19 protein-coding genes are annotated in these 20,407 nt (G+C 60.6%); 7 read left to right on the top strand and 12 right to left on the bottom strand.

All coding sequences use genetic code 11. The annotated features are described in order from the left end of the window. Positions 1-68: 68 nt before the first annotated feature. The 5 genes from FHL07_RS08170 to FHL07_RS08150 all read right to left on the bottom strand — a co-directional run bounded on the left by FHL07_RS08170 (position 69) and on the right by FHL07_RS08150 (position 3,263). Positions 69-359 carry a DUF167 domain-containing protein gene (locus tag FHL07_RS08170; protein WP_095019607.1) on the bottom strand — a complete coding sequence of 97 codons (291 nt, stop codon included), beginning with the start codon at positions 357-359 and terminating at the stop codon, positions 69-71. Next, positions 359-946, bottom strand: coding sequence for a YggT family protein (locus FHL07_RS08165; RefSeq protein WP_094999852.1), 588 nt, complete (start codon positions 944-946; stop codon positions 359-361). Before FHL07_RS08165 ends, FHL07_RS08170 begins: the two co-directional genes overlap by 1 nt. 11 nt (positions 947-957) lie before the next feature. After that, complete coding sequence (proC, locus tag FHL07_RS08160) at positions 958-1,776, bottom strand: pyrroline-5-carboxylate reductase (RefSeq protein ID WP_094999853.1); 819 nt, start codon at positions 1,774-1,776, stop codon at positions 958-960. A 33-nt stretch (positions 1,777-1,809) separates the two neighbouring features. Continuing rightward, entirely contained in the window at positions 1,810-2,496 is a 687-nt protein-coding gene (locus FHL07_RS08155) for a YggS family pyridoxal phosphate-dependent enzyme (RefSeq protein ID WP_095019608.1), read from the bottom strand. Positions 2,497-2,615: 119 nt separating this feature from the next. Beyond that, positions 2,616-3,263: a C40 family peptidase gene (locus tag FHL07_RS08150; protein WP_094999855.1), complete on the bottom strand. Its 648-nt coding sequence runs from the start codon at positions 3,261-3,263 to the stop codon at positions 2,616-2,618. Between the two features lie 252 nt (positions 3,264-3,515). On the opposite strand from FHL07_RS08150, the gene FHL07_RS08140 reads away from it, so the two are divergent. Then, a complete protein-coding gene (locus tag FHL07_RS08140; RefSeq protein ID WP_094999857.1) occupies positions 3,516-3,932 on the top strand; it encodes an NINE protein in 417 nt (138 codons plus the stop codon). A gap of 92 nt (positions 3,933-4,024) precedes the next feature. Here FHL07_RS08140 and FHL07_RS08135 read toward each other — a convergent pair whose 3' ends face one another. The 7 genes from FHL07_RS08135 to gshB all read right to left on the bottom strand — a co-directional run bounded on the left by FHL07_RS08135 (position 4,025) and on the right by gshB (position 9,996). Beyond that, positions 4,025-5,296, bottom strand: coding sequence for a dihydroorotase (locus FHL07_RS08135; protein WP_094999858.1), 1,272 nt, complete (start codon positions 5,294-5,296; stop codon positions 4,025-4,027). After that, a complete protein-coding gene (locus FHL07_RS08130; RefSeq protein ID WP_094999859.1) occupies positions 5,293-6,297 on the bottom strand; it encodes an aspartate carbamoyltransferase catalytic subunit in 1,005 nt (334 codons plus the stop codon). The genes FHL07_RS08135 and FHL07_RS08130 overlap by 4 nt, the downstream gene beginning before the upstream one ends. Positions 6,298-6,309: 12 nt before the next feature. Continuing rightward, a complete protein-coding gene (pyrR, locus tag FHL07_RS08125; protein WP_095023228.1) occupies positions 6,310-6,816 on the bottom strand; it encodes a bifunctional pyr operon transcriptional regulator/uracil phosphoribosyltransferase PyrR in 507 nt (168 codons plus the stop codon). Positions 6,817-6,899: 83 nt separating this feature from the next. Continuing rightward, positions 6,900-7,340: a Holliday junction resolvase RuvX gene (gene ruvX / locus FHL07_RS08120; RefSeq protein WP_088378774.1), complete on the bottom strand. Its 441-nt coding sequence runs from the start codon at positions 7,338-7,340 to the stop codon at positions 6,900-6,902. Next, positions 7,340-7,912 (bottom strand): YqgE/AlgH family protein, encoded by a 573-nt coding sequence (locus tag FHL07_RS08115; protein WP_094999861.1) that lies wholly within the window; start codon positions 7,910-7,912, stop codon positions 7,340-7,342. Before FHL07_RS08115 ends, ruvX begins: the two co-directional genes overlap by 1 nt. 154 nt (positions 7,913-8,066) lie before the next feature. Further along, the gene (locus FHL07_RS08110) at positions 8,067-8,966 is read right to left on the bottom strand and encodes an energy transducer TonB (RefSeq protein ID WP_133144071.1); all 900 of its coding nucleotides are present in this window, start codon (positions 8,964-8,966) and stop codon (positions 8,067-8,069) included. 76 nt (positions 8,967-9,042) lie between these two features. Then, the gene (gene gshB, locus FHL07_RS08105) at positions 9,043-9,996 is read right to left on the bottom strand and encodes a glutathione synthase (RefSeq protein ID WP_138738359.1); all 954 of its coding nucleotides are present in this window, start codon (positions 9,994-9,996) and stop codon (positions 9,043-9,045) included. Positions 9,997-10,243: 247 nt separating this feature from the next. Here gshB and pilG point away from each other — a divergent pair, with 247 nt between their 5' ends. The 6 genes from pilG to FHL07_RS08075 are packed head-to-tail and all read left to right on the top strand — an operon-like array spanning position 10,244 to position 20,068. Continuing rightward, the gene (gene pilG, locus FHL07_RS08100; RefSeq protein WP_095019610.1) at positions 10,244-10,651 is read left to right on the top strand and encodes a twitching motility response regulator PilG; all 408 of its coding nucleotides are present in this window, start codon (positions 10,244-10,246) and stop codon (positions 10,649-10,651) included. 41 nt (positions 10,652-10,692) lie between these two features. Then, on the top strand, positions 10,693-11,070 hold the full coding sequence (gene pilH / locus FHL07_RS08095; RefSeq protein ID WP_094999865.1) for a twitching motility response regulator PilH: 378 nt from the start codon (positions 10,693-10,695) through the stop codon (positions 11,068-11,070). 10 nt (positions 11,071-11,080) lie between these two features. Further along, on the top strand, positions 11,081-11,620 hold the full coding sequence (locus FHL07_RS08090; RefSeq protein ID WP_094999866.1) for a chemotaxis protein CheW: 540 nt from the start codon (positions 11,081-11,083) through the stop codon (positions 11,618-11,620). Positions 11,621-11,661: 41 nt separating this feature from the next. Further along, positions 11,662-13,719 carry a methyl-accepting chemotaxis protein gene (locus FHL07_RS08085; protein ID WP_094999867.1) on the top strand — a complete coding sequence of 686 codons (2,058 nt, stop codon included), beginning with the start codon at positions 11,662-11,664 and terminating at the stop codon, positions 13,717-13,719. Positions 13,720-13,746: 27 nt separating this feature from the next. Then, a complete protein-coding gene (locus tag FHL07_RS08080) occupies positions 13,747-19,623 on the top strand; it encodes an Hpt domain-containing protein (RefSeq protein WP_138738358.1) in 5,877 nt (1,958 codons plus the stop codon). After that, a complete protein-coding gene (locus FHL07_RS08075; RefSeq protein WP_094999869.1) occupies positions 19,616-20,068 on the top strand; it encodes a chemotaxis protein CheW in 453 nt (150 codons plus the stop codon). The genes FHL07_RS08080 and FHL07_RS08075 overlap by 8 nt, the downstream gene beginning before the upstream one ends. Positions 20,069-20,407 lie beyond the last annotated feature (339 nt).

Below are 20,407 nucleotides of genomic sequence, written 5' to 3'. Positions count from 1 at the left end.
GATTGCATCACCGCAGTTTGTCGACCGAGCGCGGTGCCAGTATCGCGAGCAAGCCCGCTCCCACAGGTTCAGGGCCTGGCCAGCCCCGGCAAGTCCGGCAGTTTTTTGGGTGCATGCAAGCGCACGCGTTTCTGCCGGTTAAGCTCGCCGCTCACCAGGCTGACCTGACTTTTGGCTATGCCGAACGCCTTGGCCAGAAAGGCCATCAGGTGGGCGTTGGCCTTGCCCTCTACCGGTGGGGCGGTGAGACGGATTTTCAGGCGGTCACCGTGCAGGCCGGCGAACTCGTCGCTGCTGGCCTTGGGTTGCAGGTGACAGTCGAGAATCAGGTCCTCGCCGTCCCAACGGTAGTAGCTCATCAGATCAGGCCGAACAAGATGACCGGCATGCCGACGTACATGGCCAATGGCGGGATCACGAAGCTCTGGATCAGCTGGATCACCATAAACGCCAGGATGGGCGAGATATCCAGGCCGCCCATGCTTGGCAGGAAGCGGCGGAACGGGGCCAGGGCAGGTTCGGTGATCTGGTTGACCAGTTCAGCGCCAGGGCTGGTGCTGCCGGGTGCCACCCACGACAGGATCACGCTGATGATCATGGCGAAGAAGAACACTTTCAAAAACAGCGCAGTCACGCCAATGATCGCCCAGAGCAGCAGGCCAAAGACGTTGAACGACATGTAGCTGAGCGTCAGGACCACGGCGAAGATCACCATCTGCACGATGATCGCCAGTACCAGCGATGACATGTCCAGGCCGAACAGGCTCGGGATCACCCGGCGCAGCGGCTTGAGCAGCGGCTGGGTGGCCTTGACGATGAACTGGCACAGCGGGTTGTAGAAGTTCGCCCGCACCAGTTGCAGGATAAACCGCAGCAGTACGATCAGCAGGTAGAGGCTACCCAGGGTTTGAATCACGAAAATGGCAGCGCCATTAAGTCCGGACATCATGTGCTCCTTTATTGACCCAGTTGTTCGGCCATTTCGGCCGAGCGGTGCGCGGCGGCACTCAATGCTTTTTCGACCGTGGCGGCAAAGCCGTCGGCCTGGAATGACTTGATCGCTGCTTCAGTAGTACCGGCAGGCGAGGTCACGCGGCGGCGCAGCTCGGCAGCATCGACATCGCTGGCCACGGCCATGTGCGCGGCACCCAGTGCAGTCTGCTCGGCAAGCTGCTTGGCCACGTCACGGGGCAGGCCGAGCTTGACGCCGGCATCGGTCATGGCTTCGATCAACAGGAAGAAGTACGCCGGGCCGCTGCCGGACACGGCAGTCACGGCATCGATCTGCGCTTCGCTGTCCACCCACACCACAATGCCCACGGCACTTAGCAGTTGTTCAGCCTGCTGGCGTTGCTCGGCGGTAACATCGGCGGTGGCAAACAGGCCACTTACGCCCTTGCCCAGCAGGGCCGGGGTGTTGGGCATGCAGCGTACCAGCGGCTGGTTGCCCAGCCAGTCAAGCAGGCTGGCGCAGGTAATGCCGGCGGCAATGGATACCAGCAATTGATGGGGCTTGAGGTGCGGGCGCAGGTCCTGGCACACGGCTTTCATGGCCTGTGGCTTGACCGCGATCACAATCACATCGGCGTCCTGAATGGCTTGCGCGTTATCGGCAAACAGTTCGATGCCATGCTCGGCGGCCACTTTGGCCCGCGTCTCGGCACCCGGATCGCTGGCGCGGATCTGTGCTGCATCCAGGCCTTTGGCCAACAGGCCGCCGATCAAGCTGGAAGCCATGTTGCCGGCGCCGATAAAGGCAATACGCATTTTGCTCATAACCGATCCTTATAAAAAATGAGACAGGCCGTTTCAGGCCTGGCCGTAGTCGCGGGCGCCAAATAATGCAGTGCCGATGCGTACCCAGGTGGCGCCTTGGGCAATCGCAGACTCCAGGTCATGGCTCATGCCCATTGAAAGCGTATCAAGGCCCATGTTCAGGCTTTCTTGCAATGTGCGTACTGTCGCAAAGGCTGCGTCCTGCTCGGCGCGGTCCTCCGTGGGCTCGGGTATCGCCATCAGGCCGCGCAGTTTCAAGCGTGGCAGGGCGCTGATGGCGGCCGCCAGCGCAGGAAGGTCTGCCGGGGTACAGCCCGACTTGCTGGCCTCACCGCTGACATTGACCTGAATGCAGATATTGAGCGGCGGCAGGTTTGCCGGGCGCTGTTCAGACAGGCGCTGGGCAATTTTGAGCCGGTCAACGGAATGCACCCACGCAAAATGCTCGGCGATGTCGCGCGTCTTGTTCGATTGAATGGGGCCGATGAAGTGCCAACACAAGGGCAGGTCGGCTAATTCGAGCTGTTTGGCGCGGGCTTCCTGCAGGTAGTTTTCGCCAAAGTCGCGAATGCCCGCGGCATGGGCTTCACGCAGCGCGCCAGCAGGTTTGGTCTTGCTGACAGCGAGTAGATGAATGCTCGTTACATCACGTTGCACAGCCAGTGCGGCTGCACGGATGCGCGCCTCAACCCGGGCAATGTTGCCTGCTATCGTGGACATTCGTGTAAGCCCGCTGTTGTGAAAGTCAGCGGCATTCTACTGGAATTGGGAGGGGGGATGGATATCGCTGACCTGGTTGGCATGCAGCCGCTGGAAGCGGCTGCATGATTTGCCTGCGCTTAGCGTTGCACAACCTGCAGCGCGCCTTTCTCTTTAGGCAGCACACGCTTGGCAACCACATAGTGGTTCTGCCAGTAAGGCTTTTGCAGCGTGTCGATAGTCACCGACTTGCCGCGACGCGGAGCGTGGATAAAGCGGTCGTTGCCCAGGTAGATGGCAACGTGGTTGACCTTGCGGCTCTTGATGTTGAAAAACAGCAAGTCGCCAGGCTTCAAGTCCTTGCGCTCGACCTTTTGGCCATGGCCGCTGGCCATTTCGCTGGAGGTGCGTGGCAAATCAACGGCGGCCACGTCATTAAAGGCGTATTTGACCAGCCCGCTGCAGTCGAACCCTTTACTTGGGCTGCTGCCGCCCCAACGATAAGGGGTGCCCAGCACGTTGACGGCGCGGCTCAGCACCGTGCTGCTCTGCTTGTTGGCGGCGGCCAGGGAAGCGGCCGCAATTTTGCCCGGGGCCTTGCGGTGGGCTTTACTGGAGGCAGGACGTGCTACGGTCTTGCTGGTAGAGGCAACATAAGGCGCACTCGCAGATGACTTTGCGGTGTAGCCGGTGAAGCCCGAAGGAAGGTGTTGCTCACGATTGGTGGCGTGGGCGGCCAGTGGCAATAATAGGCAAATGGTTAGCCATGTCTTGAATATAGGACGCATTCGGCAGGGCTCAATGGTTATAAACGCGAAACTTTATAACAGCTTTTTTGTCCTTTCTCAGGCCATTTGTCAGGTGGACTGTAGGGTCAATTTCCGTAACGATGATGGCAAATTGTCGCATGGCGAGGGTGCAGGTCAGGTAACACAAGGCTTTGCGCCAATTTCTGTAAGACACTTTTACCTTTTGCACGACAGTAAAAAAGTCACAAAAAACTTCACAATATTTTTCTATCAGCAGCAAAGAGGGCATTTATGAGCGGCTATCGAGACGATGTTCAGCGCGATACTCACAGCAAAGTGCTGGGCTATTTGCTGTGGATTTTTGGTTTCCTGGGCGCGCACCGCTTTTATTACGGCAAGCCGGTAACCGGGACGATCTGGTTTTTCACCCTGGGCTTGTTGGGTATTGGCTGGTTGATCGACTTGTTCCTGATCCCGAGCATGGACCGTGAAGCCGACTTGCGGTTTACCGCAGGTAATACTGACTACAGCGTGGCCTGGATTCTGCTGACGTTTCTGGGCGTCTTGGGCGTACATCGGATGTACATGGGCAAATGGATCACAGGGATCATTTACCTGTTCACCGGCGGTTTTTTCCTGATCGGCGTCCTGTATGACTTCTGGACTCTGAACGATCAGATTTCGATCAAGAACGCAGAGCGTCGTTAAGACACAAATCCTGCCTATGTGGGAGCGAGCCTGCTCGCGAATGATCTTCGCGAGCAGGCTCGCTCCCACGACTACAGGTTATTGGTAGCGCGTTAGCCTTCGTAACTGATCCGCCCATCTACCAGCGTGTAACGCACGGCACTCGGCAGGCAATGGCCGAGGAACGGGCAGTTGTCGCCTTTGGAGTGCCATTGTTCACCGACCAGGGTCGAGGCCGCCGGGTCAAACAGCACCAGGTCCGCCGCCGAACCCACTGCCAGCTTGCCGGCTGGCAGGCGCAAGGCGTCAGCCGGGCCAGCGCTCAGGCGGTTGAGCAGCGTCGGCAGGTCGAGCAAGCCGTCTTCCACCAATGTCATCGCCAGCGGTAGCAGCACTTCAACACTGCTCATGCCCGGTTCGGTCGCGCCGAATGGTGCCAGTTTGGCATCGCGTTCGTGGGGCTGGTGATGGCTGGAGATGGCTTGCACCACGCCCGACTTCACAGCTTCGCGCAGGCCGTCACGGTCGGCGCGGGTGCGCAGTGGCGGTTGCACATGGTAAACGCTGGAAAAATCCACCAGCGCTTCGTCAGTCAGAATCAACTGATACAAGGCTACATCCGCAGTGACTTTCAGGCCACGAGCCTGGGCCTGAGCGATCAGGGCCACGCCACGGGCGCTGGTCAGCTGGCTGAAGTGTGCGCGCACGCCACTTTGTTCAACCAGCAGCAGGTCGCGGGCCAGGGCTACGGTTTCGGCGGTTTCCGGAATGCCCGGCAAGCCTCGGAACGCAGCCATTGCACCGTCGTGGGCAATCCCGCCTTCGGCCAGATCACGATCCTGGGAGTGGAAGATCACCGTCAGGTCGAACGTGGCGGCGTACTCCAGTGCCCGGCACAGGGTGCGGGTGTTGCTGAAACTGTTGAGGCCGTTGCCAAATGCCACGCAGCCCGCGTCACGCAGGGCGATCAGTTCGGCCAGTTGCTCGCCGTCCAGGCCTTTGCTCAATGCACCGATCGGGAACACCTTGCAGTTACCGGCTTCGCGGGCGCGGTCAAGGATCAGCTCGGCAACGGCCGAGGTGTCCAGCACCGGCTTGGTGTGCGGTGGGCAGCACAGGCTGGTGACGCCACCGGCCGCAGCCGCGCGGGTCTCGCTGGCGATGGTGCCTTTGCGGCTGTAGCCCGGTTCACGCAGGGCAACGTTGAGGTCAACCAGCCCGGGGGCGGCCACCAGGCCTTTGGCTTCGATGGTTTGCGTCGGGGTGAAACCGGCTGGCGCTGCGCCAATGGCAACGATCTTGCCGGCCTCCAGGTGCAGGTCAGTCACTTGATCCAGCTGGCTGGTCGGATCAATTACACGGGCGCCGAGAATGCTGAGCTTCACTGGGCGTTCTCCTGTTCGAATTGGCGCTGGGCGGTTTGCCCGCTCATGGTCATGGACAACACCGCCATGCGCACGGCAATGCCATAGGTCACCTGGTTGAGGATCACCGAGTGCGGGCCATCGGCCACCGCGGATTCAATCTCGACCCCCCGGTTGATCGGCCCCGGGTGCATCACGATGCAATCAGGCTTGGCCCCGGCCAGGCGGGCGGTGGTCAGGCCGAACAGGCGGTAGAACTCGCCTTCGCTCGGCAGCAGGCCACCGGACATGCGCTCGCGCTGCAGGCGCAGCATGATCACCACATCCACGTCTTTCAGGCCTTCGGTCATGTCGGTGTAGACCTTCACGCCGTACTGCTCGATGCCGATCGGCAACAGGGTCTTCGGCGCGATAACGCGAATGTCCTTACAACCCAGGGTCTTGAGGGCGATCATGTTCGAACGTGCCACCCGCGAGTGCAGGATGTCACCGACGATGGCCACCGACAGGTTTTCGAAGCCGCCCTTGTGCCGACGGATGGTCAGCATGTCGAGCATGCCCTGGGTCGGGTGGGCATGGCGGCCGTCGCCGCCGTTGATGATTGCCACCTGCGGGCACACGTGCTCGGCAATGAAGTGCGCGGCGCCGGAGTCACCGTGGCGCACCACAAACATGTCGGCGGCCATGGCTTCTAGGTTGCGCAGGGTGTCGAGCAGGGTTTCGCCCTTGCTCGCCGACGAGGTCGACACGTTCAGCGTGATCACGTCGGCCGACAGGCGCTGGGCGGCCATTTCAAAGGTGGTGCGGGTGCGGGTGGAGTTTTCGAAGAACACGTTGCACACGGTCTTGCCGCGCAACAACGGGACTTTTTTCACGGCTCGGGCGCCGACTTCAAGGAACGAGTCGGCGGTGTCGAGGATTTCTGTCAGCAGTTCACGGGGCAAACCGTCGAGCGACAGAAAGTGGCGCAGCTGGCCCTGATCATTGAGCTGCAGCGGGCGCTTGGCGTCTGTAGGCGTCATCGCAATGGTCTCTTAGAGGGCTAGGTCTTGAAGTTCGAGTGTCAGTGGCGCGGGGCCGGACAATTTTACCCGCTCGCTCGGCTTGAGCGACAAGGTCGCGCCCACCACATCCGGACGGATCGGCAGCTCGGCGGCGTCCAGGTCCAGCAGGCTGACCAGGGTCACGCTGGCCGGACGACCATAGTCGAACAGCTCGTTCAGCGCTGCGCGAATGGTCCGACCGCTCATCAGCACATCGTCGATCAGCACCAGGTGCTGGCCTTCAATTTCGAATGGCAATTCGGAAGGCCGCACTTGCGGGTGCAGGCCGTTCTGGCTGAAATCATCGCGGTAGAACGACACGTCCAGCGTGCCCAGCGGGGCGTCGCTGTTCAGCGCCTTGAGCAGCGCCTGGGCAACCCAGATGCCGCCGGTGCGGATACCGATGTAACGTGGTTCGGTGATACCGCGACGGGCCAGGTGGGCCTTGAGATCAAGGGCCATCTGGGAGATCAGTTCAGCGGGAACAGGCAGGATCATGGTGGCTCCTTAAAAGGCCCGCGCAGCAGAACGTGCGGCGGCGGGCGCAAACAATGAGGCGGGTCAATTGTACAAGCGCCGGGTCAGTCTTGAGAGTGCGCCGGGTTTTCGTCGAGCCAGCCTTGCAGCACCAGTTTGGCGGCGATGGCATCAACGGGGTTGTCGCGGTAGCTGCCGCGCTGGCCGCCCTGGGCCCGGCGCTCGCCCTTGGCCTCGAAGGTGGTCAGGCGTTCATCATGGGTAAAAACCGGCAAATTGAAGCGGCCATTCAGACGATTGGCAAATTTCTGCGCCCGGGCGCAGAAGTCGCTCGGGGTGCCGTCCATGTTCAGGGGCATGCCGACCACCATTGCGTCGGGCTGCCACTCCTTGATCAGCTTTTCGATTTCTTCCCACTTGGGGATGCCATTCTCGGCTTTCAGGTTGCACAGTTCGCGGGCCTGGCCAGTAATCATCTGGCCCACAGCCACGCCGATGGAGCGGGTGCCGTAGTCGAAGCCCAGCAGTAAACGAAGGCTGGCCATCAGCAATGGCCTGCTTGGGTGCTTAACAAATTGAGGTTCACTCCGAGGTGTTTGGCGGCTGCGTCGAGGCGCAGCTCGCTTGGGGTATCAAACAGGATATGAGCGGAATAGGGGCAGGTCAGCCAGGCGTTGTCGGCCAATTCGGCCTCCAGCTGGCCAGCATCCCAGCCGGCATAGCCCAGGCAGATCAGGCTGCGGTTCGGGCCGCGGCCGTCGGCAATGCTGAACAACACATCGGCAGAGGTACTCAGGGCCAGCCCGTCGTCGAGTTCGACGGTCGCGTCAAAGTTCATGCTTGCCGGATGCAGGACAAAGCCACGGTCGATCATGACAGGCCCGCCACCGAAGACCGGCACGTGCTGGCACAGGGGTGAAGAAAGTTTTTCCGGGCGCAACTGCTCAAGAACATCCGCCAGGTTCAGTTCCAGCGGACGGTTGATCATCAACCCCATGGCACCATTGGCCGTGTGCTCGACGATGTAGGTCAAGGAGTGGGCAAAGTTCGGGTCGGCCATATGGGGCATGGCGATCAGGAATTGATGCTTGAGGTAAGTCGGCGCGTGTTTTTTCATGAGTCTTAGTGTGGCGCTGGCAGCGTGAACTGACAAGTTTGCAGCTCAAGATTCCTGGGTCTTTGTGGGAGCGGGCTTGCTCGCGATACAGGCGGCGCGGTTTAACGTTAAAACGCAGCGATCCAATCGCGAGCAAGCCCGCTCCCACAGTAGTTCAGTTGCTGGACAGGCGGTCGCCTTCGGCGAATTTCCAGGTGCGGATGATCTCCAGCCGGTCGATGTCCGCCAGATCACCGGTAAAGGGGGCAAAAGGTGCCGCCAGGCGCACGATGCGTTGTGCCGCCTGGTCCAGCAGCGGCTGGCCCGACGATTCAAGCACCAGCACTTCATGCAGCGAACCGTCGCGGTTGATCGACACCAGCAGGCGCAGTTTGCCGTAGATCTTTTCCCGGCGTGCCTGCTCGGGGTAGTTGAGGTTGCCGATGCGTTCAATCTTCTTGCGCCAGTCTTCTTTATACCAGGCGCCCTTGTCGCGCATGGTCGAAGCCGCGCTCATGCGGTAGATCTTCGGGCGCTTGGCGTACAGCTGCTGCTCGTTGGCCAGTTCGGCTTCGAGGCTGGAAATCTCGCTGGACAGCTGGGAACTGTCGAACGTTGGAATGCTGGCCTTGGGTGCCGCTTCGGTCTTGACCTTCTGCGGCTGGCTCGGGGCTTTTTTTGCCGTGGGCGCCACGGTAGTCACGGCGGCCTTGGGTGCGGCCTGGGTCTGTTCGGGTTTGGCGGCAGGCGGCGGGGTGACCTTCTTGACGCTGTTGTCCTGGAAAGGGGCGATTTCCGTCGTCTTGGGCACCGCTTTCTTGTCCAGCGTGCCGCTGCCCTGCTGGTTGTCCTGGGCTAAAAAGTCGGCTTTTTCCGGCGCTTTTTCGCTTTTGAACGTGGACAGGGTGATTTCCAGGGTTTTGCTGATCTGTTTGGGCGCTTCCATGTTGAACCCCACGCCGACGATCACTGCAATATGCAGCAGTGCCGCGACAAACAGGGTAAATCCGAGGCGATCGGCCGCACGCACGCCTTTATGGCCGAGCTCGGGGGGCAGGTCGTTGGGAAGTGTCATGGCAAAAAGACCAACATCGCGGGTTTCACGGGGTGCCCATGATAGCGCAATGTTGGTCTTTTATAGGGCTTGCAGATCAGCGTGCAGCGAGCTTGCGCTCGATCGCATCCATCAACAGGGCGCCGATATTGGTGCCGAACGCATTATCGATCTCGCGGATGCAGGTCGGGCTGGTAACGTTGATTTCAGTCAGGTGCTCACCGATTACGTCCAGACCTACAAATAGCAGACCCTTTTCACGCAGCGTCGGGCCGACCTGAGCTGCAATCCAGCGGTCCTTTTCGCTCAACGGGCGGGCTTCGCCACGACCGCCTGCGGCGAGGTTGCCGCGGGTCTCACCTTGCGCCGGAATACGCGCCAGGCAGTAATCTACCGGCTCGCCGTCAATCATCAGGATGCGTTTGTCGCCATCCTTGATCGCCGGCAAATAGCCCTGCGCCATGATCTGCTGAGTGCCGTTGTTGGTCAGGGTTTCGAGAATCACCGACAGGTTCGGGTCGCCCACTCGGTGGCGGAAAATCGAGGTGCCGCCCATGCCGTCCAGCGGTTTGAGGATCACGTCACCGTGCAAGGCAGCAAATTCACGCAGCACGTCGGCGCGGCGGCTGACCACGGTTGGCGGCGTGCATTGGGTGAACTGGGTGGCGAACAGTTTTTCGTTACAGTCGCGCAGGCTCTGCGGTTTGTTGACGATCAGTACGCCATCGCGCTCGGCCTGTTCCAGCAGGTAGGTGGAGTACACAAACTCCATGTCGAAGGGCGGGTCCTTGCGCATCAGGATCACGTCCAGATCGCTCAGGGCCGTGTCGGTCTCGGCGTCCAGCTCAAACCAGTTTTGCGGGTTGGCGAACACCTTCAGCGGCTTCATGCGGGCCCGGGCCTTGCCTTCATTCAGGTAAAGGTCTTGCTGCTCCATGTAGAACAGGGTCCAGCCACGGTCCTGGGCTGCCAGCAACATGGCCAGCGAGCTGTCCTTTTTATAGGAGATGCCCGCAATGGGGTCCATGACAATCCCGACTCGAACGCTCATGGCAAATTCCTCAAATAAATAGTGGGCGCAAAGGCTTTGAAAAGTGGCGCCAGAGTGGCGCTGAGTGTGGCCCCGGTCAAGGAAAAACCGCCTGCTCCAGTCAGCCCGCAGCCCTTCGATAGATTGAAGGTCGTGACTGTGCTAAAAAGGCTCGCACAGTGCTTGCAGCCCTTGTCCATCAAGGAGTTGGGGTTTCAGGCCGTACAGTTGTAACAAAACGGGTCGCCTTGGCGATGGTAGAGCAGATATGGAAAAGCATTCCAGCGCCTTGAAGGTGATGGTGATCGACGATTCGAAAACCATTCGCCGCACCGCCGAAACACTCTTGAAAAACGTGGGCTGCGAGGTGATTACCGCCATCGATGGCTTTGATGCGCTGGCCAAGATTGTCGACCACCACCCGCACATTATCTTTGTCGACATCATGATGCCGCGCCTGGATGGCTATCAGACCTGCGCCCTGATCAAGAGCAACCGGGCTTTCAAGTCGATCCCGGTGATCATGTTGTCGTCCAAGGACGGTCTGTTCGACAAGGCCAAGGGGCGGATTGTTGGCTCTGATCAATTTTTGACCAAGCCCTTCAGTCGCGACGAACTGCTGAGCGCAATCAAGGCACATGTGCCAGCCTTCACTATCACCCAAAGTGCCCAATAACACCGGCCAGCCGGCCAACCACCTGATAAATGGGGAACACCATGGCTCGCATTCTGATCGTCGATGATTCGCCGACTGAAATGTACAAATTGACCGGCATGCTCGAAAAGCACGGCCATGTAGTGCTCAAGGCCGAAAACGGCGCAGACGGTGTTGCCCTGGCGCGTCAGGAAAAGCCCGATGTGGTCTTGATGGACATTGTGATGCCGGGCCTCAACGGCTTTCAGGCGACGCGTCAGCTCACAAAAGATCCGGAAACCGGCAAGATCCCGGTGATCGTCGTGACGACCAAGGATCAGGAAACCGACATGGTCTGGGCCCAGCGCCAGGGTGCCAAGGGCTACCTGACCAAACCGGTGGATGAAGAGCAACTGATCCTCAAGGTGAAACAAATCCTGGAAGAAAACCCTCCTAAATGACGGTCATCCTATGCCCGGCGCACTGACAGCCTTCGAACTGCTGCTTGAGATCGACCAGCGTTGTCGCTCGCTGGCGGCGGGTCTGGCGCCTGCACAGGCGCAGCTCGACACCTGGAGCGGTATTGGTTTTCGCATCGGCGAGCATTGTTTTGTGGCGCCGATGGGCGAAATTGCCGAGATCCTGCATGAACCACGGTTCACCCTGCTGCCCGGGGTAAAACCCTGGGTCAAGGGCGTGGCCAATTTGCGTGGGCAACTGCTGCCGATCATGGATTTGTGCGGTTTTTTCGGGGTCGAGCTGTCACCCTTGCGTAAACAGCGCCGTGTATTGGTGCTGGAATACAAAGACGTGTTTGTCGGCTTGCAGGTCGATGAAGTGCAGGGCATGCAGCACTTCGCCCATGCCGACCTCAATACGGATACGCAAACCTTGCCCCACCCGGTATTTGCACCTTATGTGCAAGGGCACTTTGCCGCTGAGCACCTGTGGTGGGTGTTCAGCCCGTTTGCCCTGGCCCGGGCGCCACAGTTCTGGGCGGTGGCCGTATGAGCAGGCTTTCAGCTTTAAAACGGGATTTCGGGACCTGATCGATGACCACAGCCAATACCGCTAAACCACTGGAAGGGTCGCGCAGTCGTTCGCAGATCATCGTGCTTTTTATCGCCCTGATCGTGTTCATCATGCTGTTATTCGCCAACTTTGCTTACCTCAATACCCAGTCCAACTACGACAAGCAGTACATCAGCCACGCAGGTGAGTTGCGGGTGCTGTCCCAGCGTATCGCCAAAAACGCCACCGAGGCCGCTGCCGGCAAAGCCGCCGCATTCAAGTTGCTGATTGATGCGCGCAATGATTTCAGCCAGCGCTGGGGTTATCTGAGAAAAGGCGACCCGGCCACCGGCCTGCCTCCTGCTCCTGCAGCCGTACATAAAGAAATGCAGGCGGTGCAACGTGACTGGGAGCTGCTGCTCAACAACGTCAACGCCATTCTGGCCAGCGAACAAACCGTGCTGTCGCTGCATCAGGTGGCTGCAACCCTGGCCGAGACCGTGCCGCAGTTGCAGGTTGAATACGAAAAAGTCGTCGAAATCCTTTTGCAGCGAGGCGCCCCTGCCAGCCAGGTAGCTCTGGCCCAGCGCCAGTCCTTGTTGGCCGAGCGTATTCTGGGTGCGGTCAATACCGTGCTGGCCGGTGACGAAAACGCTGCCCAGGCCGCCGGTGCCTTTGGCCGTGATGCCAACCGCTTCGGGCTGGTGCTCAACGGCATGCTCGAAGGCAATGAAGGGATGAGAATTACCCAGGTTGAAGACAAGGATGCCCGCGCCCGCTTGCAGGAGATTTCCGAGCTGTTCCAGTTTGTGTCCGGTACGGTGGATGAAATCCTTGAAACCTCGCCGCAACTGTTCCATGTGCGCGAAGCGGCAAACAACATTTTCAGCCTGTCGCAAACCCTCCTCGATGAAGCCTCGACCCTGGCCAATGGTTTTGAAAACCTCGCCAGCGGGCGCTCGCTGGATATCATCGGCGGTTATGTTCTGGGCTTGCTGGCACTGGCATCGATTATCTTGATCGGCCTGGTGATGGTGCGCGAAACCAATCGCCAATTGCGCGAGACGGCGGAAAAGAACGAGCGAAACCAGAACGCGATCATGCGCTTGCTTGACGAGATTGCCGATCTGGCGGACGGCGACCTGACGGTGACCGCCTCGGTGACCGAAGATTTCACCGGTGCCATCGCCGACTCGATCAATTACTCCATCGACCAGCTGCGTGAACTGGTGGCCACCATCAACCTGACAGCAGGCCAGGTCGCGGCAGCGGTACAGGAAACCCAGGCCACCGCCATGCAGCTGGCCGAAGCTTCCGAGCATCAGGCCCAGCAGATTGCCGAGGCCTCCGGGGCGATCCAGGAAATGGCCCATTCGATCGACGAGGTATCGGCCAACGCTTCCGAATCTTCGGCGGTTGCCGAGCGTTCCGTAGCGATTGCCAACAAGGGCAATGAAGTGGTTCATAACACCATCCGCGGCATGGACAATATTCGCGATCAGATCCAGGACACCGCCAAGCGAATCAAGCGTCTTGGCGAGTCCTCACAGGAAATCGGCGATATCGTCAGCCTGATTGATGATATTGCCGATCAGACCAATATTTTGGCGCTCAACGCTGCCATTCAGGCCTCGATGGCCGGTGATGCCGGGCGCGGCTTTGCCGTGGTGGCCGACGAAGTGCAGCGCCTGGCCGAGCGCTCATCGGCGGCGACGCGGCAAATCGAAACCCTGGTGCGGGCCATTCAGGCCGATACCAACGAGGCCGTGATTTCGATGGAGCAAACCACTACCGAAGTGGTGCGCGGTGCCCGTCTGGCCCATGACGCTGGCGTGGCGCTGGAAGAGATCGAAGGGGTGTCGCAAAACCTGGCAGACCTGATTCAAAGTATCTCCAATGCCGCACAAAAGCAGACCACTTCGGCGGCGCAGATTTCCCTGACCATGAGTGTCATTCAGCAAATCACCAATCAGACCTCGTCCGGCTCCACGGCGACCGCCGAAAGCATCGGCAATCTGGCCAAAATGGCCAGCCAGCTGCGGCGCTCGGTGTCCGGTTTTACTTTGCCTGCTCCGTCCAAAGACCATGAGCCACAGTAATGCGCTGCAATTCTGACTGGAGTCGTTATGGTTGACCGGCACGACTATGTGGCCCTTGAATGGGTCAAAGGCGAAATTGCCCATACCCTGAAACAGGCCCGAGTGGCGCTGGACGCCTATGCCCAGCGGCCAGCCGCCGACGTGCTGGAACAGTGCCTGGATTGCATTCATCAGGTGCATGGCAGTTTGCTGATGGTGGAATTCTATGGCGCGGCTTTGCTGGCCGAAGAGATGGAGCAACTGGTGATTGCCCTGCAGGAGGGCCGCGTCAGCCAGCTCGATGAAGCCCTGCGCCTGCTGCAGCAAGCGTTCAGCCAATTGCCGTTGTATCTGGACCGCGTCCACAGTGCCCGGCGCGACTGGCCCCTGGTGGTGTTGCCGTTGCTCAACGATTTGCGCAGCGCCCGTGGCCAGGCCCTGCTCTCGGAAACCAGCCTGTTCAGCCCGCCCTTGCAGGTGTTGCCCGCCCTGGATGAGGCCGCCCTGGCCCGGCTGGCACCTGCTGACTTGCCGAGCCAGCTGCGCGTGATGCGCCACACCCTGCAGGCCGCGTTCCTGGCTTTGCGCCGCGGTGAAGCGGTGCAGGCCAACCTGGAAAAAATGGCCGCGGTGTTCGCGCAACTGCAAGGCATTTGCCAGGGAGCACCGCTCAACGCCTTGTGGAAAATTGCCGCTGCACTGATCGACGGCATGCTTAAAGGTCGGGTACCCAACAGCCCGGCCCTGCGCAGCCTGCTGAAAAAATCCGACAAGGAACTCAAGCGCCTGCTGGCACAGGGCATCGAGGCCATCAACCATCCTGCCCCCGAAGACCTGCTGACCAGCCTGCTGTTTTATATTGCCAAGGCCGAGCATCCGACCACGAAAATGCTCGCGCTGAAAAACCACTACGAACTGGATCAGGCCATGCCCGATGCGGCGATGGTCGACGAGGAGCGGGCGCGGTTGGCCGGCCCTGACCGGGATGCCATGCGCTCGGTGGTGGCGGCGTTGTGCGAAGAACTGGTGCGGGTCAAGGAACGCCTCGACCTGTTTGTACGCAGTGATCGCCTGCATGTCTCGGAACTGAGCAGCCTGATGGCGCCACTGCGTCAGATCGCTGACACCCTGGCCGTACTGGGGTTCGGGCAACCGCGTAAAGTCATCATTGATCAACTGGCGGTGTTGCAAAGCCTGGCCCAGGGCCAGCGCGAACCCACCGATGCGGTGTTGATGGATGTGGCCTCGGCCCTGCTTTATGTCGAGGCCACCCTGGCCGGTATGGTCGGCAGCGTCGAGCCCTCGCTGCGTGAAGAAAGCCGGTTGCCCACCACTGACCTGATGCAGATTCACCAGTTGGTGATCAAGGAAGCCCACATCGGCCTTGAAGAAGTCAAAGACCTGATCGGCGATTATCTGGCGGCCGAGTACGACCGCCAGCACTTGCAGTCCGTGCCTGCGCTGTTGACGCAAATCCGCGGGGCGCTGGCGATGATTCCCCTGAATCGCGCGGCCAGTTTGCTGCAAGCCTGCAATGAATATTTGCGTGAGCGCGTGCTGCAAGGGTCTGATCACCCCGCGCACGAGCAACTTGATCACTTGGCCGATGCGTTGATCAGCATTGAGTATTACCTGGAACGCCTGGCCCAGGACCCTGGTGCTTCGAGCGAGCAGGTGCTGGATCGAGCCGAAAACAGCCTGGCTGCACTGGGTTACGCGCCGGCGACGCATCCCGTGCCATTGTCCGATGATAGGCCTGGCGGCCAAGAGCAATCGCTGATGCCGGACCTGCAGGCGCCTGGCCTGGCCGATGTACTGGCCAGCCCGCTGTCGGCGCTCAATCCTCCGGCGCAACACATGCCTGCCAGTTTGCTACCGCCACCCGTGGATGAAGCGCCGCTGGACGAAGAACTGCTGGAAGTCTTTCTCGAAGAAACGGACGAAGTCCTGATCAGCCTGCACGACAGCCTGCCGCAATGGGTCGCCGACCCGGCGGACAGTGTTGCGCTGGCCGAGTTGCGGCGCGGCTTCCATACCCTCAAGGGCAGCGGGCGCATGGTGCGTGCGCTGGTGCTGGCAGAGCTGGCGTGGGCGGTCGAAAACCTGCTCAACCGGGTGATTGAGCGTAGCGTGGCGCCGTCTGCGCAGATCTTCCAACTGCTTGAAGACGTTATGGCCATGCTGCCCGAACTGATTCAGGCCTTTGCCGAACAAAGCCAGCGTCAACGCGAAGACGTCGACCAACTGGCCGCACGCGCGCAGCACCTGGCCCAAGGCGAGCCGCAACCACTGTTGATTGCCCAGGACGCCGGCAATTTCGATCCACAGTTGCTGGATATCTTCCGTCAGGAAGCACAAGCCCACCTTGAGCGCCTTGACCGTTTTCTGGACCAGGCCCGTGCACACATGCCGCTGCAGGCCAGTGACGATTTGCAACTGGCCGTGCACACCCTCAAAGGCAGCGCACATATGGCAGGCGTGATGCCCATGGCTGAACTGGCCGCGCCGTTGGACCATCTGGTGCGTGAATACAAGGCGCACACGCTTGCCCTGGGAGAGGATGAAATCGACCTGCTGCTGGAAGCTGACACCCTGCTGCATGCGGGGCTCAAGCAACTGGATAGCGACCCGCTGGCCGAGATCCAGGGTGCGCGCTCACTGATCGAGCGCACCGAGCAACTGATCGCCAGCCGCCTGGATACCCTGCTCAATAGCCCTGCAAGCAGTTGGGTGGCCAGGCGTGACCCGCAGCGCATTGCCGAGTTTCTGGCCGAGAGCATGGACATTCTGTTCGATGCCCAGGAGCTGCTTAAAACCTGGCACCAGAACCCCCATGAACGCGATGGCCTGGACAGCCTGCTGGATCAGCTGACCACCCTGGGCGAGTCTGCCCACCTGCTGGACTTGCAGCCCATGGATGCGCTGTGCGAAGCCCTGCTTGACCTCTATGGCGCGGTCGAAGAAAGCAGCCTGGCACCCAGCGAGCGTTTTTTCGAAGCGGCCGATGATGCCCAGGAAGCCCTGATCAACATGCTCGACCAGTTGGCGGCAGGGCAGGAAATCACCCCGCAGCCGCAGTTGGTCCAGACCCTGCACGCGCTGCTGCACGAAGGGCTCGCGCCTGACGCCACAGGGCTGATTCGCGGTGATGGCGGGCGGGTTACCGAGCTGGGGGCCGCCACCAGGCAATTGGGTGGAGGCCAGGACGAGGACATCGATGATGAAATCGTCGAGATTTTTCTCGAAGAGGCGGTGGACATCCTCGAGAGTGCCGCGCAGGCCTTGCAGCGCTGGCTCAGTGCACCCGACAGCCTGGCGTCGCTGTCGTCCTTGCAGCGCGATTTGCACACCCTCAAGGGTGGGGCGCGCATGGCCGGTATTGAACCGATCGCTGAACTGGCCCATGAGCTTGAACACTTGTATGAAGGCTTGCTGGACCGGCGCCTGAGTGACAGTCCGGCACTGGCTCGCCTGCTGGAGCGCAGCCACGAGCAACTGGCGCTGATGCTTGAAAAATTGCTGCACAAGCAAACGTTGAGCGAGCCTTATGAACTGATCGAGGCGATTCGCGGCTTTCGTCTTTACAGTGCAGCCCTGCCTGATGCTGGCAGCGTTGCCCCGCAAGCGCCACCGAGCAATGAAGATCCGCAGTTACAGGAAATCTTCCTCGAAGAAGCCTTCGATATTCTCGAAAGCTCGGGTGCGGCCCTGGCGCGTTGGCAAGCCGAGCCGCAAAGCCACCTTGAAGTGGAAAACCTGCTGCGCGACCTGCATACCCTCAAGGGCGGGGCGCGGATGGTGGAGGTCGCCGCGATTGGCGATTTTTCCCATGAGCTTGAAACCCTTTTCGAGGATATTTCGGTAGGTGCCATCACGCCCAGTGATGGGCTCTTTGTGTTGCTGCAGCGTTGCCACGACCAGCTTGCGCAAATGCTTGACGCGCTGCGCAGTGGTCAGGCGCTGCCTTCGCCCCAGGTGCTGATCGAGAAAATCCGCCAGATTGAGCGTAACGCCCGGCCGACACCTGCCACCCCGGTCAAGCCCGAGCCTGCGCCTGCACCGGTGCCCGAAGGTGAGCGCACCGGGCTGGACACCCTCAAGGTTCCGGCCGAGCTGCTCGAAGACCTGGTTAACCTGGCGGGTGAAGCCTCGATCATTCGGGGGCGTGTGGAACAGCAGGTCAACGACGGTCAGGTCGCCCTCAACGAGATGCAGACCACCCTTGAGCGGATGCAGGATCAACTGCGGCGCCTCGACATCGAAACCCAGGGTCGCCTGCACAACCGCGCGCACACCGAAGCCGATGGCGTGGCCTACGACGAATTCGACCCGCTGGAAATGGACCGCCATTCCCTGCTGCAGCAGCTGTCCCGAGCCCTGTTCGAATCAGCTTCCGATCTGCTCGACCTCAAGGCGACCCTGACGGCCCGCTACCAGGACGCTCACGGGCTGCTGCAAAAACAGGCGCGGGTGAACACGCAATTGCAAGAGGGCCTGATGGGCACGCGCATGGTGCCGTTCGAGCGCGTATTGTCGCGCCTCAAGCGGGTGGTGCGCCAGGTTGCCAGCGAGCTGGGCAAGCAGGTTGAATTCAGCGTGATCAATGCCGAAGCCGAGATCGATCGCAACGTTCTGGAACGCATGGTTGCGCCCCTGGAGCATATGCTGCGCAATGCCGTCGACCATGGCCTGGAACCGGCCGACGTGCGCCATGCCAGCGGCAAGCCGGAGCAGGGGCTGATCAGCCTGGAACTGTCCTATGAAGGCGGCGACGTAGTATTCGACATGCACGACGATGGCGCGGGAGTGCCGCTGGAAGCCGTGCGCCGCAAAGCCATCCTGCGTGGCTTGCTGAACCCTGAAGCAAGCATCAGCGACCGTGAGGTGCTGCAGTTCATCCTGCAGCCCGGGTTTTCCACGGCCGAAAAAATCACCCAGATCTCCGGGCGTGGCGTCGGCATGGACGTGGTACATGAAGAGGTGCGCCAGTTGGGCGGCAGCATGACCATCGATTCGGTGGCGGGCCAGGGCGTGCATTTTCAGATTCGCCTGCCCTTCAGCGTGTCGCTCAACCGGGCTTTGATGGTGCAGTGCGCAGACGAACAATACGCCATTGCCCTCGACACCGTTGAAGGTGTGGTGCGCGTCATGCCCAACGAGCTGGAAGGCTACTACCAGCTCAACCCGCCGCTTTATCACTACGGTGGGCAAACCTACGAGCTGCGTTACCTGGGCGAGTTGCTGCAAACCGTGGGCAAACCCAAGCTGGTGGGCGAAAGCCATTCGCTGCCGGTGCTGCTGGTGCATTGCCAGGACCAGCGCGTGGCGTTGCAGGTGGATGCGCTGTTGGGTTCGCGGGAGATTGTGGTCAAGAGCCTCGGCCCGCAATTTACCGGGGTACAGGGCCTGTCGGGCGCGACCATTCTGGGGGACGGGCGGGTGGTGCTGATCCTCGACCTGCCGGCCTATATCCGTGCCCATCAGGCGCGTCAGCCGTTGCAGCGGGCGCAGCACGAGGCGGTGGGCGCCCTGGAATTCACCCCGGCCGTGCGCCCGCCGCTGGTACTGGTGGTGGACGACTCGGTCACCGTGCGCAAAGTCACCAGCCGCCTGCTGGAGCGCAACGGCATGAACGTCATCACGGCCAAGGACGGGGTCGACGCCATGAGCGTACTGGAAGAGCACACCCCTGACCTGATGCTGCTGGACATTGAAATGCCGCGCATGGACGGCTTCGAAGTGGCTACCCGCGTGCGTAACGACCCGCGCCTCAAGGACCTGCCGATCATCATGATCACTTCGCGCACCGGGCAAAAACACCAGAACCGGGCGATGGCCATTGGCGTCAACGACTACCTGGGCAAACCTTATCAAGAGTCCGTGCTGCTGGAGCGCATTGCCTACTGGAGCAACTTCCATGCTTGACCATCGCGTGGGCAGCTTGACCGGCTTGCTGCTGCCGCTAGCAGATCGCTATCTGTTGCTGCCCAATGTGGCCATTGCCGAGCTTATCGGCTGGCAGCGCGGCGAGCCCAGCAGCGACTCCCCGCCCTGGCACCTGCGCCAGATTACCTGGCGCGACCACCAACTGCCGTTGATCAGCTTTGAAGCGGCATGCGGCGGGCCACTGGTGATCGGTGAGCGGGCGCGGATCGTCATCCTCAACACGCTGGGTGGTGACCCGGATTTCAAATTCATGGCCATGGTGATTCAGGGCATCCCGCGCTCCTACAAGGTCGACAGCCAGTTGAGCTTTGTCGACGTGCCGCTGTGCCCGCTGGAGCGCGCGGCGGTACAGGTGGGCGATCATGTGGCGAAAATCCCGGACTTGCTGGCGCTGGAACGGTTGGTGCGGGGCAGCGCGGATTAAGCAGCACGTGTGGGAGCTGGCTTGCTCGCGAGCAGGCGATGCGCTCAGTCAGATAAACCGCGGTGCTGCTATCGCGAGCAAGCTCGCTCCCACAGAGTTTCGTGGCAGGCCCCGAATTCGGTGAACACTGCAAAACCTGTGGGAGCTGGCTTGCCTGCGATGCAGGCGATGCGCTCAGTCAGATAAACCGCGGTGCTGCTATCGCGAGCAAGCCCGCTCCCACAGAGTTCAGTGGCAGGCCCCGAATTCTGGGAACACTGCAAAACCTGTGGGAGCTGGCTTGCCTGCGATGCAGGCGATGCGCTCAGTCAGATAAACCGCGGTGCTGCTATCGCGAGC

The organism is Pseudomonas sp. FSL W7-0098 (genome assembly GCF_005930585.1).
Classification (GTDB): Bacteria; Pseudomonadota; Gammaproteobacteria; order Pseudomonadales; family Pseudomonadaceae; genus Aquipseudomonas; species Aquipseudomonas bubulae.
This window is presented reverse-complemented; position numbering and strand designations above follow the sequence as displayed.